Source organism: Rhodococcus sp. WS3, assembly GCF_003797085.1.
GTDB classification, from domain to species: domain Bacteria; phylum Actinomycetota; class Actinomycetes; order Mycobacteriales; family Mycobacteriaceae; genus Rhodococcus_F; species Rhodococcus_F globerula.
Genome location: NZ_RKMA01000002.1, coordinates 478,244 through 492,640, shown reverse-complemented (window position 1 = coordinate 492,640; position 14,397 = coordinate 478,244). Strand labels below are relative to the sequence as shown.

Annotated in this window: 13 protein-coding genes and 2 pseudogenes; 6 read left to right on the top strand and 9 right to left on the bottom strand. The window is 61.1% G+C overall.

Annotated features, from left to right (window positions below; all coding sequences use genetic code 11):
• Positions 1–22: 22 nt before the first annotated feature.
• The 4 genes and pseudogenes from EEB13_RS16310 (at position 23) to EEB13_RS16295 (ending at position 1,707) form a co-directional block, all read left to right on the top strand.
• Positions 23–292, top strand: coding sequence for a metal-sensitive transcriptional regulator (locus tag EEB13_RS16310; protein WP_033236239.1), 270 nt, complete (start codon positions 23–25; stop codon positions 290–292).
• 46 nt (positions 293–338) lie between these two features.
• Complete coding sequence (locus EEB13_RS16305) at positions 339–566, top strand: DUF2892 domain-containing protein (RefSeq protein WP_033236240.1); 228 nt, start codon at positions 339–341, stop codon at positions 564–566.
• Positions 567–605: 39 nt separating this feature from the next.
• Positions 606–875, top strand: a pseudogene (locus tag EEB13_RS16300) (DUF302 domain-containing protein); the annotation flags it as partial.
• Between the two features lie 52 nt (positions 876–927).
• Positions 928–1,707, top strand: coding sequence for a sulfite exporter TauE/SafE family protein (locus tag EEB13_RS16295; protein WP_033236241.1), 780 nt, complete (start codon positions 928–930; stop codon positions 1,705–1,707).
• A 244-nt stretch (positions 1,708–1,951) separates the two neighbouring features.
• On the opposite strand, the gene EEB13_RS16290 is transcribed toward EEB13_RS16295, so the two are convergent.
• The 7 genes and pseudogenes from EEB13_RS16290 to EEB13_RS16260 all read right to left on the bottom strand — a co-directional run.
• Positions 1,952–2,248, bottom strand: a complete 297-nt coding sequence (locus EEB13_RS16290) for an aldehyde dehydrogenase family protein (protein ID WP_187328575.1) — start codon at positions 2,246–2,248, stop codon at positions 1,952–1,954.
• A 32-nt stretch (positions 2,249–2,280) separates the two neighbouring features.
• Entirely contained in the window at positions 2,281–3,030 is a 750-nt protein-coding gene (locus EEB13_RS16285; protein ID WP_141485810.1) for an enoyl-CoA hydratase-related protein, read from the bottom strand.
• Positions 3,027–4,628: an acyl-CoA synthetase gene (locus EEB13_RS16280; RefSeq protein WP_033236244.1), complete on the bottom strand. Its 1,602-nt coding sequence runs from the start codon at positions 4,626–4,628 to the stop codon at positions 3,027–3,029. Before EEB13_RS16280 ends, EEB13_RS16285 begins: the two co-directional genes overlap by 4 nt.
• Positions 4,629–4,682: 54 nt before the next feature.
• Entirely contained in the window at positions 4,683–5,372 is a 690-nt protein-coding gene (locus EEB13_RS16275) for a nitroreductase (RefSeq protein WP_033236245.1), read from the bottom strand.
• A gap of 308 nt (positions 5,373–5,680) precedes the next feature.
• On the bottom strand, positions 5,681–6,628 hold the full coding sequence (locus EEB13_RS16270) for a TauD/TfdA dioxygenase family protein (RefSeq protein ID WP_033236246.1): 948 nt from the start codon (positions 6,626–6,628) through the stop codon (positions 5,681–5,683).
• Positions 6,625–7,257, bottom strand: a complete 633-nt coding sequence (locus EEB13_RS16265) for a TetR family transcriptional regulator (protein ID WP_230590342.1) — start codon at positions 7,255–7,257, stop codon at positions 6,625–6,627. Before EEB13_RS16265 ends, EEB13_RS16270 begins: the two co-directional genes overlap by 4 nt.
• Positions 7,258–9,037: 1,780 nt before the next feature.
• A pseudogene (locus EEB13_RS16260) lies at positions 9,038–9,614 on the bottom strand (transposase); the annotation flags it as partial.
• Between the two features lie 413 nt (positions 9,615–10,027).
• Here EEB13_RS16260 and EEB13_RS16250 point away from each other — a divergent pair.
• Entirely contained in the window at positions 10,028–10,369 is a 342-nt protein-coding gene (locus tag EEB13_RS16250) for an ArsR/SmtB family transcription factor (protein WP_033236247.1), read from the top strand.
• A gap of 3 nt (positions 10,370–10,372) precedes the next feature.
• Complete coding sequence (locus EEB13_RS16245; protein ID WP_033236248.1) at positions 10,373–10,858, top strand: SRPBCC domain-containing protein; 486 nt, start codon at positions 10,373–10,375, stop codon at positions 10,856–10,858.
• Positions 10,859–10,870: 12 nt separating this feature from the next.
• Here EEB13_RS16245 and EEB13_RS16240 read toward each other — a convergent pair whose 3' ends face one another.
• Together EEB13_RS16240 and EEB13_RS16235 are read right to left on the bottom strand one after the other, a co-directional pair.
• On the bottom strand, positions 10,871–12,292 hold the full coding sequence (locus tag EEB13_RS16240; RefSeq protein WP_045067671.1) for a DUF1214 domain-containing protein: 1,422 nt from the start codon (positions 12,290–12,292) through the stop codon (positions 10,871–10,873).
• A 176-nt stretch (positions 12,293–12,468) separates the two neighbouring features.
• Positions 12,469–13,893, bottom strand: coding sequence for an ABC transporter substrate-binding protein (locus EEB13_RS16235; RefSeq protein WP_045068037.1), 1,425 nt, complete (start codon positions 13,891–13,893; stop codon positions 12,469–12,471).
• Positions 13,894–14,397 lie beyond the last annotated feature (504 nt).

Below are 14,397 nucleotides of genomic sequence, written 5' to 3'. Positions count from 1 at the left end.
TTCATCTTCGAAAGGAATTCCCATGGTCGGCGACGATGACAGCATCGCATTGGTACTCAACCGGCTCCGCCGCGCTCACGGCCAACTCGCCGGGGTGATCTCGATGATCGAACAGGGCCGCGACTGCAAAGACGTCGTCAGTCAGCTCGCCGCGGTCTCGCGGGCCCTGGACCGGGCGGGCTTCAAGATTGTCGCTACCGGCCTGCGCGAATGCATGACCGGCGATACCGAGAACGGTAAGGAGCCGATGACCGAAGCCCAACTGGAAAAGCTTTTCCTCGCGCTCGCTTGACCCGCGGGTATCGCGGAACAACGAATCGGAAAGGAAGACACAGATCATGACAGCTCTCCCTCGGCATCACGGCTGGACTATCGAACGGGTCGTTCCCCTGCTGGGCGGGGTGGTCGTCTTACTCAGTGTGGCCTTGACACTCGCCTTCTCCACCTGGTGGCTCATTCTCACTGCATTCGTCGCTGCGAATCTCCTGCTCTACAGCGCAGTGGGGTGGTGCCCGATGAGCCTGATACTCCAACGCCTCGGTATCCCACGACTCGGCACCCGCTGACCGATCCCAGACCCCGGATCCCCGAAAAAGGACATAGATCATGACATCGAGGATTACCGCATTCTGCGCGCCTGCAATCCGCCGTTGGCGCATCGAGCCGTCGACGTCATGCGGCAGATCGGACTACTGCTGCCGTGCAACGTCGTCGTGCGCGCCGACCGCACCGCCGAGAACAGCGTCATCGTCGATGCGATGAACCCCGCCCCCATGGCCGAGGTGACCGGCGAGCCGGCACTGGGGGCCATCGCCGACGAAGCGACCACCAGACTGCAAGCTGCGCTCGATTCACTTAACACGCAACCACACTGACTCGTGACAACGCGGCAGATCCTCGACCGCCGATGAACGGAAACGGATTCCGATGACCCTCGCAATCGCACTCGCGGCCGGCGCTGTCATCGGCATCCTTCTCGGACTCCTCGGCGGTGGCGGTTCCATTCTCGCCGTACCGGTTCTGGTGTTCGCCCTCGGCCTCGACATCGACCAGGCGATCCCGATCTCACTGATCGTGGTCGGTGTCGCCTCCGCCGTCGGAGCCATCCCGAAAGTTCGTGCCCACCTGGTGCAGTGGCGACTGGCCGCCGTGTTCGCCGCTGCAGGTATCCCCGCAACCTTCATTGGTAGTGCCCTCGGGCGACTGCTCCCGCAGTCCGTCGTGATGACCGGGTTCGCCGCGGTCATGATCGTTGCCGGTGCTCGTATGCTCGCCGACCGCGGCAATACCGGGACCGCCTGCAGCGTAGGTGATTCCGGTATCAATTGGCGTCGCTGCGCACCTCGTGCGATCCCGGCCGGATTCGCCGTCGGTGTGCTGACCGGGCTCTTCGGCGTCGGCGGCGGATTCCTCATCATCCCCGCCCTTGTCCTGATGTTGGGAATAGACATGCAGATCGCGATCGGAACCTCGCTTCTGATCATCGTCGCGAACTCCGCCGCCGGCTTGATCTCACATCTCGGTAGCGGCGTCGCCATCGATCCGGCCATCACGATCAGTTTCAGCGGAGCTGCGATCGTTGCCTCCTTGGTCGCCGGAAGGTTCGGCAACCGCGTCAACACCGGGTCACTCCAGCGCTGGTTCGCGTACCTGGTATTCGCCGTTGCCGCCTACATTCTGTTCGATACTCTCGCGCTGAGCCGCTGACATACGGCACCGGAAATCGTGTGGGGTTGCCGGTGGATCAGGCCATGTCAGCAGTTTCGCGAGTACGGCCTCCCGGTGCACCGGGGCGCGCAGATGAGGCGCCATATGATCGTGAGAGCCTGGACAAGCAAGGTGTCGGAGGATCTTGTCATGGGCACGCTGCGCGAAAGGCCAGAGTCGCGTCGCCCCGATGGCGTGATAGCGGGCTTCGCCCGGCGAGATCGGGACCGAATTCTTCGTCAGCTCAGTCGATCTGAGCCGCGTGTGTGAAGTTTTTCGCGCTGATCCACATCTCACCGCCGGCCTCGGTGGTCGTCTTGCCCTGTTCCATCACCAGCAGGGGCCCGATCTCGGCGTTCTTACGTGTCAGCTCGAGAGCGCACGATTGCAGCAGCTCTTGCCGGTATGCGCGGTCGGTCTTACCCTGTGCGAGGGCCGAGTCTGCGTTCCGGACGGCCTGATCCAGCTCCTCCTCGGTCGTGATTGGAATACGCCCGATCTCCTCGAACGTGGCGGGATTGATCGATACGAGCTCGTTCATCGTCTGTTGTCTCATCGTCGTGTGCCAGTGGCTCAGTGTCCGAGCCACTGCGGCGGGCGCTTCTCGAAGAATGCGCTGATGCCCTCCTTCATGTCGTCCGATTCGAGGAAGACCTCGATCGCTCGTTCGGTGGCCTGCCATCCGAGTGCGTCCTCGTCGACGGTCAGGGTGCGTAGCGCACGCAGACTCTCACGTACCGACATCGGGGACGAGAGGCAGATGTCTTCGGCGAGCGCCATGGCTTGATCGAGCGCGCATCCCGCGTCGGCCACCTCGTTGACCAGTCCGAGTTGGTAGGCCCGGTCCGAGTCCAGTGTGCGACCCGAGATAAGTAGTTCTCGCGCGATGTTCGGTGGCAATGCCCGCGCGGCCCGAAAGAGGGCGCCCGATGTCGCGACGAGTCCGCGACGGGTCTCGGGGAGGCCGAAACTTGCTGTACGGGAAGCGATGAGCGCATCGCAGGCAAGTGCGATTTCGAATCCTCCGCCGAGGGCCGGTCCCTCGACGGCGGCGATCAGAGGGGTGCTCCGCCGCCGTCGGATAATCCCGTACTCGCCGCCGCGTTCGGTTCTCAGGCCGGCGCGCTCGCTCAGGTCGGTGCCTGCACTGAAGATCGTCGTTGTCCCTGTGATGATTCCGGCCCACAGAGCCGGATCGTCGTCGAGTCGGTTGAGGGCCTCGTCGATTCCCTCTGCCATGGTGCGGTCGATCGCGTTGCGTTTGTTCTCCCGATCGAGGCGGATGAGCAGGATCCTGCCGTGCTGTTCTTGGATTACGCTCATGCGCCTACAACCTCCGCGACGGTCGCGCGAGCCCAGCGGTAGTCCGCCTTTCCGGCGGGAGAGCGCACGATGGCGGGAACGACGACGATCGAACGCGGGATTTTGTACCCGGCGATCGAGGCCCGGCAATGTTCGGCGATCTCATCGGTGTCGATATCCTCGAAGTCCTCGCGAAGTTGCACCACAGCCGAGACTTGTTCGCCGAAAAGCGCGTTCGGTGTGCCGGCGACGACGGCATCCATCACGGCGTGATGACTCTTGATGGCAGCCTCGACCTCTTCGGGGAACACCTTCTCACCGCCGGTGTTGATACACACCGAGCCGCGGCCGAGCAGCACGATCGAGCCGTCCGGTTCGACCCGGCCCATGTCGCCGAGGATCGACATCCGTACCCCGTCGACCACGGGGAAGGTCTCTGCGGTCTTCTCCGGCTCGTTGAAGTACCCGAGTGGTACGTGTCCAACACGAGCAATGTATCCGAGCATCTCGGAGCCGGGCTCGATCGGACGCAGTTCTTCATCCACGACCAGCATGTTGGGGTTGCCCACGACACGCATGTTGCCGTCCGCGTCGATCTCGAGTGTGCCGTCCACCCCGGATTCCGATGCTCCGAATCCGTCGCGCAAGAACAAGTTCGGCATCAGTTCGAGAAGCTGGTTCTTCGAGCTGCGTGACCACAGTGCACCGCCGGAGCTGACAAGTGTCAGCGAGGTGAGGTCGTAGTCGGAGCCGTGGCGGGCTATCGCATCGGTGAACGGACGTGCCATCGCGTCACCGACGACCGTGACGCAGGAAAGCTGCTCGTCCTGAATGAGACGGAGCGCTTCGACTGGTTCGAAGCTGCGCATCAGAACCTGCTTTGCGCCGCTGAAGAAGCCGCTGAACACCGAGTACACCGCTGCGCCGTGCATGAGCGGTGCCGGGAGCAGAAACGCCATGGAGTGGGAGTTGGCTGCGACAGCGTCGGCGAGGTCGGCGGTGTTGGTGAAGGCGGCACCTCCGTGGTTTCCACCCGCGAGTGCGGCCATGAAGAAGTCCACGTGTCGCCACACCACTCCCTTCGGCATTCCGGTTGTGCCCCCGGTGTAAATGGCGAATCTGTCGTCATCGCTGCGTGGGCCGAAATCCCGGTCCGCCGATTGGGTTCGCATCGCGTCGTCGAAGTCATTGAGAGGCAAGGATATCGACGTCGGATCATCCACGGATCCGAATACCAGTACGTCCTTGATGCCAGGGCAGGCGGGGAGGGCGCCGGCGATGATCGGAACGAACTCGCCGTCGACGATCAACGAGACGATCTGAGAGTTGTTGTAGAGGTACGTCAGCTCGTCTTCGGTGTACCGGTAGTTGATGTTGACCGGCACCGCACGAATCTTGAGGCATGCCAGCAGGGCCTCGACGAACTGGGTGCTGTTGCGCATGTGGATGCCGACATGTTCACCCACCTGGACACCTTGCTTGGCGAGGTAGTGCGCGAGTCGGTTGGCCCGTTGGTCGAGCTGGGAGAACGTGCGACGCTCATCGCCGCAGACCAGGGCGGTGCGGTCGGGAAGTTTGTCGACAACGGCTTCGAAGAGGTCTGCAAGGTTCAACGACATGTGAGGGATCCTTCTCGAGTGGAACGAAGACTGGGGCAGCGGCGGGCCGTCAGCTCAGGACACCCAGTCCACGACTGTTCCGATGTCCGCCCGATCGGTGCGGAAGCCGTTGGCGGGGTGGGATTCGTCGGCATAGCCAAACGAGATCGAGCACACCACCTTTCGGCTAGAGGGAAGGTCGAAGAAATTACGCAGGTAAGGCGCGCTCCCGGCGAGAGCAGCCTGCGGAACAGCGGCGACACCGAGGCTGTGCGCGGCGAGCAGGAATGTGTTGACGTACAAGCCACAGTCGATCGCGCCGTAAACGCCGAGTGCCTCGTCGGTGGTGATGATCGCGGCGTGGGGAGCGTCGAACAGATCGAAGTTCTTCATGGTCTGCTCGGACGAGGCTTGGCGATCACCCGCCGCGATGCCCACGCTCGAATACAACTGCATCGCGCACTCCTTACGGCGCGCGCCGTACACACCCCGGTACTCGGCTGGGAAAGGGAAATCCGGTGCCTGCGGGGACGTTTGAACATACTCGGCGAGTCCCTTCCGGAAGCGCTCGGTGCCTTGCCCTTCGGTGATCGAAACCTGCCAGGGCTGCGTGTTGCACCATGAGGGAGTGCGCTGTGCCATCTCGAGGATCTGCTCGATCATCTCACGCGGAACGGGGTCCGGTTGGAACGCACGACAGCTGCTGCGCGACTCGAGTATGAACCGCAGATCAGTGTGGACAGGTAAGGCGGGTACTTCGGTCACGGGGACACTCCTGTAAATGGCCGGAAGATAGGGAATCCGGAGATGGGGCGGTAGTCATATCTTGGTTCTGGGCTGCAGTGGATCATCCGAATTAACACCGGTGACCACCGCGAGTCAAAAGCATTGTCCACAAGCGCATTACGGCAGATGTATGCCATGTGCGGGCCCGGATCGGGCGTTATGTTCCTCAGCGCGCGAAACTCGGATGGTCTCGAAAGCTGCGAAGTCCCGAGAATGCAATGACCAGCCGAGGTGGCGACGATTCGCTCTTGGCTCGTCGCGATGCGAAGTCGCAGTTCCCTGCCGGGTTACCGCGAGATGCCGGTGGGCTTGCTTCCTATGATCGAAATGCGTTCCATCACACGGCGCGCGGGGTAGTAGTCGCTCGACGCGTAGTGCTGGCACGTCCGGTTGTCCCAGAAAGCGATGGTATTCGGCTTCCACCGCAACCGAACCTGCAACTCAGGGCGCATCAGGTGACGGTACAGCAGGCGCAGGAGTTCGTTTGATTCCTGCTCTGATACACCCAGAATTCGTTGTGTGAATGCAACATTGACAAAAAGTACGCGCCGACCGGTTTCCGGGATCACTCGCACAACGGGGTGGTGCACCGGTGGGAAGCTCGGTCGGAGCTTGTCGATCGCTTCCTGTGGCATCCCGGACCCGAACGAGGTGATCCAGTCGTGTTCGGCTTCGAGGTGATCGATCCGGGCCTTGATGTCGCCGGGAAGCAAGTCGTATGCCGCGCCGGTGTCGGCCCAGAGTGTGTCGCCGCCGACAGTGGGGATCTCGATGGCACGTAAAACTGCTGCGAACGAGGGGAATTCGTGCCATGTGACGTCGTTGTGCCAGATGTTCTCGGCGCCGACGGCGGCTGCGTCCTTGGCGAGGGTGGCGACGTCGACGTCGCTTTGTCCTGGTTGGGTGTACTGGTAGAACGGGTGCTGTTCGAGGTCTCCCCATGCTTCGGCAAAGGCACGGTGGTCCGCGCGTTCGATGTCCTGGTCCCGGAAGAACAGGACTTTCCATTCGAGCAGTGCGCGGCGCAGTTCCGCCATGACCTCGTCCGACAGATTTCCGCCCAGTCGTATTCCGGAGATTTCGGCACCGATGGTCGGTGTCTGTGGTTCTAGTGAGAACACTTCGTAGGGAGGAGTTTCCACATTCTCTGCGGTTCGCGGGGCGATGATCGGTCCGAAGTATGCGAGGGGATCGGTCGGTGTGGGTGCTGCAGTAGCGGGAAGTGCATATGTCATGAGGATGCTCCTGAGGATTTGGTTGTCATCGAGGTCGGTGCCTCGAGCATGGCCACGCAGGTATCGACGAGATCGCAGACGATCGCCGTACTCTCTGCGGGAGTGCGATCGCTTCCTTCGTGTGCCGCGAGCACTGTCATGTTGTGCATGACGATGCCATCGGTGCGCCAGATCGCGATCGGGTTCGGTGCCGGACAGAGTTCGATCAGCAACTGCCGGACGTGCTTGTAGCTTTCTGCTCTCAGGTGCTTCTCAATCATGTCAGCGAGAGCGGGATTGAACAGGGCTTGGACAAGGAACCGCGCGTAGCGACTACCGGAGCGACCGAGAGTTTCGGCTGCCAACGGCCGGACAAGGGCCTCGACGGCTTGTCGGGTAGTAGGCGGCGTGCCCAGTCGCGTTATCTCGTCGAGCTTTTCTTGTCGACGCGTATCAACGGGGGACATCCGAGCTTCGACAAGGGCTTCGATGAGACCCTCCCGGGAACCGAAATGGTATTTCGCTGCAGATTTGTTCGATTGGTTCGCTGTGAGTTGGACGTCCTTGAGAGTCAGTGCGTGCAAGCCACGTTCGGCGACGATGTGTTCGGCCGCTTCGATCATCGCCAGTCGAGACGTGGTCTGCGTCATACCCACACATTAAGGTTGCAACCTTAATATGTCAAGACTCTCTGGTGGCTGTGTCATCAGGGAAGGAACCTTCAATTTTTCACGCTCTGTGCTTCACACTGATTGTCCGAGAGGCGTTGATACATAACGTTCAGTGCCGGAATGCCATTCGTGTTGGATCCCGGAGGGCTTCTCCGAAGTCGTCGATACCGAAGACCTGACTGAGCAGTATCGGAAAATCTTGCCGGATACAAGGTTCCGCAAACAATCGTTTTCATTCCGCACATCCGACGTTCCCCCGCAGGCGATCACAGTGCGATCCTCTCCCTCGGCATGCGCACATGACATTTTTCGACTGCTCGGCGCATTCGGGTGGTCTGCATTCGTGAACCGGCTACGCGAATCCCTGAAAGAAAGGGGGTTTTGCTTCGGGTTCAAATTTTCCAATGATGTTTGGGAATAGTTGATTTGAGAATGGTGATGATTTCCGGGTGCGTCAGCGCCCGCGTTTGTGCAGAGCACGGGCTGCCCGACTGTCTGTCGATGTAGGGATATCGGCCGAGGGCCGTTATTGCTCCGGGATGCTTCCGGGCCGCTGCGTTAGATTCGTCATGAGTTAATTGCGAATGCGAGAGAACGGCTGATGGGTTCGGGGATTGCTCGGTGTTCAATGCGCATCAAATGCCCTATGACCTCCCATGAGGGGCCGGAACGCGTATTTATCGCCGCGTGCAGGCTAAACGACATCGCTATTTCGGCGACACCGGGCGAGCCTTAGGGACGAAGCCTTCACGCGTTGACGTCCGAAGGATCGGTACATGAGACGATCCGCCAATGACGAAACATCACAGGGCTGAGGTTAAGCGCGGTGAGGCGCGCAGAACCGACAGCCCGATTGCAAACGTGGCTAGTCATTGCACTGTACATTTTCACTGCGTTTGCGGTTATCTGCGTCACATGTACGGCAAGAGCCGCCCGACGTGAGTGTGAAGGGGCAGGTCACAATTGCGTTGCGGGAGACTTTCATTCGCGTCTCGCGGGATCAAAGTCCAGTACGTCGGTGCGTTGCGTGTCAAGGTCCTAGCATGTGGTGGATTGCCGAAATTATCGTCGGGTGGACCGCAGTGGGTGCCTGCGTTGCGATCTGGCTAGGTCGCGCCATCAACAATGCGGAGATGCAGGAACCGTACCGCTTCTCGCGCTGAGCATTACCGGCGGCGCGAGGCGGAAGTTTCCGCGCCGCACCGGGAGCGCTCGGCAGTTAGCGCAACTGGTTCGCTGTGCGCGCAGCGGCGCGTCGGCCGCCACGAGTTGTGGCCGGTCTTCTCCGGCCACTATATGACACGTCTCGATGATGGCCCGGGAGCGATGGCGGGGTGACGCCATCGTCGAAACCTCACCGCCGATGACGTCTCACACGATCGCAGCGGTACGACGTTGCTGCGAAAAACGCCATCGCCCGTGGGCGTACTAAAGCCTCGTCCACCGAAATCCGAAGCTTCGCTGCAAACATCCCGACGCGATATGAATGCTCCACGCCAGAGCTGACTGTTCGATGGGGAGAAGCGCATGCGTGCACTGTGCAGAGTGCGTGGTGGTTAGAATGGCACGCCGGTGTCAGTAAGCGATCAGAGGGGTCGCGACCTCAAACCCTCGTTGTGACTGAGAAGAGCAGGCGTTTTGTGGTGCGATCGAAATCGGCGGTGGCGCACCCGGACTGTCGGCAGGACGGTCGGCCGGCAATCGAGGCGTCGGGGGTGTCCCTATTGTTTCGTCAAGCATTGTTTTCGTCAAGCGGAAGTCACGGCGGGTGATCGATAGGGTTCGTGAGCATGGCGTAGAGGACATCGCAGCGGCGACTGGCGAGGCAGATGAGGGCGGCGCCCAAGCTTTTTTCCTTCGGCTCGCTTTCGGCAGTAGTAGGTGCGACTGGCGGTGTCGTGCAGTGCGGCGAACGCTGAAAGGAACAGGGCGCGTTTGAGTTTGCGATTACCTGATCGGGCGGGGTGTTCCCTGTGGATCGAAGTCCCCGAGCAGTGGGTCGCGGGTGCGATCCCGGCGTAGGCGGCGAGGTGAGCGGTGGAGGCGAATGCTGAATCATCGCCGACTTGAGCAAGATTCGTGCGCCGGCCGAAGACCCCGATGCCCGGCGTGGAGATCAACCGGGAAAGAGTGTGGTCTTCTGGCATCCTCTCCACGTCCTCGCTGATTGATTTGCGTTGCTGAAGAATCGCTTTCAGCGAATCAGCACGTTTTGGGACCACGATCTCGGCAGCTGTCGTTCCTGGAACAGCAACGGGCTGCGCCTCGAGTGCGGCGTGGAGGTCGGCGACCTACCGGGTGCCCATGCGCGGTGCAATTTTGGTGGCATTGATTGTCCTGCAGGAGGGTTGAGCGTTGCTGCGAGGTGTGCAACGTCGGCGCCGATACCGCTTAAGTCAGTGTGGGAGAAATCGGACGTCAGTGCCGTCGCAAGAGGAGAGCCGCCGCCGACCACCGTGGAGTCGGTTGATGCGCCGGGTGTCTTTACTCAGAACGGTTCCGAACGCTCCAAGAACGCCGTTGTGGCTTTTGTCGATGGAGCATCTTTCTGGACTCCCACTTCCCCTGGCGAGCATTCCCTGATGGCGTACCAGACTTCGGCAGGAGGGCCGATCGAAACGGTGACGGTAAACCCGGGTGTGCTGCTCGGGCCCGGTTGTATCTCGCACCCTGACGGAAATCGCGGTGTGAGCCCACGGGTGCGTCTCGACGGTCGACATATACAACCATTTGGTTGTATGTTTGTGGTGTGAACGGAGACGACGAGGATCGCGCGGACGCACTGTTCCGTGCGCTTTCGGACCGGACGCGGCGCGACATTATGCGCCGTGTGCTGGCCGGGGAGCACTCGGTTTCTGCGCTCGCTGCGAAGTACGACATGAGCTTCGCTGCCGTGCAGAAGCATGTCGCTGTGCTGGAGAAAGCCGGCCTCATCACCAAGCGACGCACCGGTCGAGAGCATCTCGCCAGCGGCGACGTGACGGCGTTGCGGTCGGTGGCGGCCATGCTCACCGAACTGGAGCAAGCGTGGCGCGGCCGCATCGGACGTATTGACGAACTCATCGCATTCGACTCGCCCAAGGAGGGCTGAACCATGCCTGTTACCGATGTCCAGCAGGACGTAGACACCCGAACATTGACCATCGTCGCGGAATTCGCCGCGCCGGTGGAACGTATCTGGCAGGTCTACGCCGACCCACGCCAGTTGGAGAAGGTTTGGGGCCCACCGACTTACCCGGCGACCGTGGTGGAGCACAACCTCACTCCCGGGGGTCGCACGACCTACTATATGACCGGCCCGGATGGTGAGAAATTTGCAGGCTACTGGGAGATTACGGCCACCGACGAACCGACGAGCTTCTCGTTCGATGACGGCTTCGCCGACGAGGATTTCACCCCGAATCCCGAGATGCCGGTTTCGAAGAACGTCTTCACTTTCACCGAGCACGACGGTGGCACGCGCGCGACCTACGTGAGCACTTACGAATCCGTCGAGGCGTTGCAGCAGGTGCTTGATATGGGTGTCGTCGAGGGTGCTTCGTCGGCGATCAACCAGATCGACGATCTGGTCGCTTCCTGAGCGGCGACAGTGTTACCGGATTTCGTCGAAGTCTGGGAGTGACCAGGATTTGTCGAAGAAGGGCTCGGTGGCCGCGTACATGCGGAAGTAGACGAACCAGCCGTCCTCGGCAACCGTCTTCATCCAATTGTTGTCGGCTGTTTCGGGTGCCGACGGACCGATGTAGAGGTCGATGCTGCCATCTTCGTTGAAGTCCAACATCTCGTCCCGGCTGTCCAGGCTGACACTGCGAATGTCATTGCCGCCGTTCTCATACGGCCGACGTGTGTTCTCGCTGTAGAGAGTGAGAGACCAGAACTGTGCGACGGGTACGTCGGCGGGCACGTGCAGGCGATAGGTCCGGTCGGCGCGCACCAGGCGACCCTCGCTGTCCCGCTTCGAGGTCAGGTAGACCTGCCCGACACCGGGAGTTGGGTGAACCATGCCCTTGGTGGTCGTGACTGCCTCGTAGAACAGAGTGGCGCGCTGATCGAGTTGCAGAATTGTGTCGGTCTCCTGTTCGATCTCGAAGTCGATGAGTTTGTACCAGCTCGTACCTGCCCAGTAGGGGGTCGTGTGCCGCGGGTTGACCTGCATGGTGCGGACCAGCAACTCGCCGAGCGCGGCGCCCTCGAGGAGAAGCCGCTGCTGGCGCTCATCAGGTGCAAACGATTCGCCTTTGACGATACCCAGGGGCTCGAGCATCGCCATCAGGGCTTTGTCGACTTCTCGGACAGGTTCTTCACCCAATACCGTCGCGAGGTCGTCCCAATAGCCGAGGCCGCGCGATGGTGTTGCGCTCCATTCGGTATCGACCCCTTCGATGAAGTTCACGGGTGTGGGCGCGGAACCGATCCGCGCGAGAGCGAGGCCTCGTTTTGACGAGGCCATCACGTCCGCGTCCTGGGTTAGCACCCGGAACGCAATAAAGATATTGACTGTCGCCGAACGTGCCACATATCTACCGGAGTCCTCGAACGGTGCGGCATCGTCGTTCGGGCCGAGGATGACGTAGCCGCCACCCTTGCCTTGGTCAGGCCCGGTCAGGCCGAGATCGACCACTGGTCGCTGCCAGAAGTCCAGGACGCCGCCCGCGGTTGGGCCGGCGGGGTAGTCGATGAGAACCGGTCCGTCAGCGAGAGTGCTGAAATTGATGATGTACGGCGTGGTGAGGTTTGCGGTGACGATGCCTCGCTTCTCCCGTAAAGTCTCGTACACGACGAAGTCGCCGAAGTTGTTGGCGCCAAACGTTTTTGCTGCGCGGTCGCGCCAGGTGACGAACCCGACGAGCGGAAGCGCCCACAGATAGGCCTGGGCGGCGCGCTGTACATCTAGTTGGTCGAAGAGTAATTCGGCGGACGCGTCGGTCGGGAATGTGTGCTCGAGTTCGATTGTGCCGAACGAGGTATTGATGACCTCGTCACCGGTCAACCGTGCATCGCGAAGGGTGGACATACTCCGTACCTTTCGTCCCAGGTCTCGATCCGGGCAAATACGACGGATCGTCGTGGGGACGCTACCTGTAGGAAGCCGCTGACATGGTCGATCAGCCAGTGCTGCGCCGGATCGTTTGCCGATCGTCACATATGACCGCCGGTGGCACTCGATGAGCGCCACCGGCGTCCTGCGAATTAGGCCTGCGGCTTGATCACGTTCGCGTTGAGGTACTTCGTGGAGATGCGATCGGCATCCAGATCGGTGCCCCAGATGCTCTTGTCGTTGGCGATGAGGTACTTGGGGTCGCACTTGAACTCGCCGGCTTTCGCCGGGAAAACCTGTGAGTATTCGGCGCCCTTCAGCGCTGTCATGAGGCCGCAGGTGGCCGGCATGTTCTTGCCCGGATCGGTAACAGCGTGCAATCCGCCGCCGTCCCAGTCGTGGATCGACGACAGTTCGTTGACCATGCACTGGCGCGTCAGGTCGCTGCCGCACTCATCCGCCGCGGTGGCCCAGAGCAGGAACGACGATGCAGCCTGCATACCGAGGAGTGCCGTCTTGCCGCCACCTGCGGATACCAGGTCGGAGTACTGCTTCACAGCCGGAACCTTGTCGGCATTCTCGAGCATCTGGAAAATCATGTCCGCGTTCAGGTTGTCGAGCAGTCCGGTGTCCTTGTTCCAGGCCGAAACAGCCTCGCCGTACCAGGTGGCCTCACCGAAGAAGATCGGGTCCATACCGACCTGATCGAGAGACTTGACGAAGTTCAGCTCGGCCGGGCTGGCCGAACGCGAGGTCCAGATACCCTTGACGCCACATTCCTTGAACTTCTCGGCAAACGGCACGTAGCTGGATTCGCCCTCGTAGTTCAGGGTCACGCCGCAGTCCTTGAGCTTGAAGCCCGCAGCCGCGGCCATCGCGCGTGTCTTGGTGGTGGAGTTGATGATTGCCGGCATCGTGCTGTTGACGACGTCGAAGTCGTTCAGCAGGTCCGGGTGCATCTCGGCCATCTGGAACCATGCTGCCGCATTGGAGTAGTCGACGGGCATCGGCACACCCTGGAATGACATCGGACCATTGGTTGCGTCCGGTGACACCGTGAATCCGGGAACGGCAACCATGTTGCAGGCCACGCGGGTCTGCTCTGCGGTCTGGTCCATCGCGAATCCGTGACCGACCAACATGAACTGGCTGGCGCAGGCTTCCTGCATGACCGAGTTGGCCTGCGTCATCGCCGCGTCGTAGTCGGTGCCGACAACCTTGCGGCCGTTGATGCCGCCCTGATCGTTGCACCACGAGATGAGCGCGCTGACGGCGTCACTCATCTCCTTGTTGAGGCCTGGCGACTTCACGTAGCCGCGGTCGTCGCCGAAGCCGATCTTGATCTCGGTGTCGCTGACACCCTGATCCGTCGCGCCCTTCGCATCTCCGTCGCCGCACGGCGAATCCAGGGTTCCGAACTTGGCATCGGAACTCTTCGACGCCGCGTCCGCTGTCGCAACGGATGCACCGTTCGACGTCGCTGACGGGTCGTCACCACGAGCACCGGAACAGGCGGACACCAGAGCGGCGGTGGCGGCAATCGCCACAACCAGCTTCGTGGTCTTGTTGGGCTTCACTTCGAGGTTCTCCTTTTGCAGACGGCACAGCAGTTCACAGGCGGCACTGCCTGGGCAGTTGCACTGAGAGCCGTAGATAATCAGCGATCGGACAATGCCGAATGCGACTTCCCGATGGGTGAGATACGAAAGTGAAGTGCGACACAGAGCGATGGCTTTTGTGGCTCTGGTCATGCTTTTTCGGCCTGTTTCAGCCTCGAACCGTCGTGCGGGTCCCTGAACCCGGTCTTGGATGACGGGATCATTCAATACCGGTCACCGCGCCCTCGGATTTCCCAGGGGCGCGGTGGTGGATTACATGCCCGAGCCGCCCGAGAGCATCGCGATCGTCAGGAGGATGCCGCCGACAATTCCCGAGAATGCGCCATCGCTGTTGAGTAGCCATTCGTTCAGAGATCCCATGGAGTGCCTCTCGTAGTTTGTCCAGTTGTCGAGCCGAGCCTATCGGCGGATCGTGTCCGACATGTCGCTTTCTGTTGATATCGGGATGTGAGGTGCTTCGAT

What these genes read in the sequence shown, in the direction of transcription:
- EEB13_RS16310 (WP_033236239.1), top strand. Translation starts at nt 23, where the DNA reads ATGGTCGGCGACGATGACAGCATCGCATTGGTACTCAACCGGCTCCGC.
- EEB13_RS16305 (WP_033236240.1), top strand. Translation starts at nt 339, where the DNA reads ATGACAGCTCTCCCTCGGCATCACGGCTGGACTATCGAACGGGTCGTT.
- EEB13_RS16295 (WP_033236241.1), top strand. Translation starts at nt 928, where the DNA reads ATGACCCTCGCAATCGCACTCGCGGCCGGCGCTGTCATCGGCATCCTT.
- EEB13_RS16290 (WP_187328575.1), bottom strand. Translation starts at nt 2,248, where the DNA reads ATGAACGAGCTCGTATCGATCAATCCCGCCACGTTCGAGGAGATCGGG.
- EEB13_RS16285 (WP_141485810.1), bottom strand. Translation starts at nt 3,030, where the DNA reads ATGAGCGTAATCCAAGAACAGCACGGCAGGATCCTGCTCATCCGCCTC.
- EEB13_RS16280 (WP_033236244.1), bottom strand. Translation starts at nt 4,628, where the DNA reads ATGTCGTTGAACCTTGCAGACCTCTTCGAAGCCGTTGTCGACAAACTT.
- EEB13_RS16270 (WP_033236246.1), bottom strand. Translation starts at nt 6,628, where the DNA reads ATGACATATGCACTTCCCGCTACTGCAGCACCCACACCGACCGATCCC.
- EEB13_RS16265 (WP_230590342.1), bottom strand. Translation starts at nt 7,257, where the DNA reads ATGACGCAGACCACGTCTCGACTGGCGATGATCGAAGCGGCCGAACAC.
- EEB13_RS16245 (WP_033236248.1), top strand. Translation starts at nt 10,373, where the DNA reads ATGCCTGTTACCGATGTCCAGCAGGACGTAGACACCCGAACATTGACC.
- EEB13_RS16240 (WP_045067671.1), bottom strand. Translation starts at nt 12,292, where the DNA reads ATGTCCACCCTTCGCGATGCACGGTTGACCGGTGACGAGGTCATCAAT.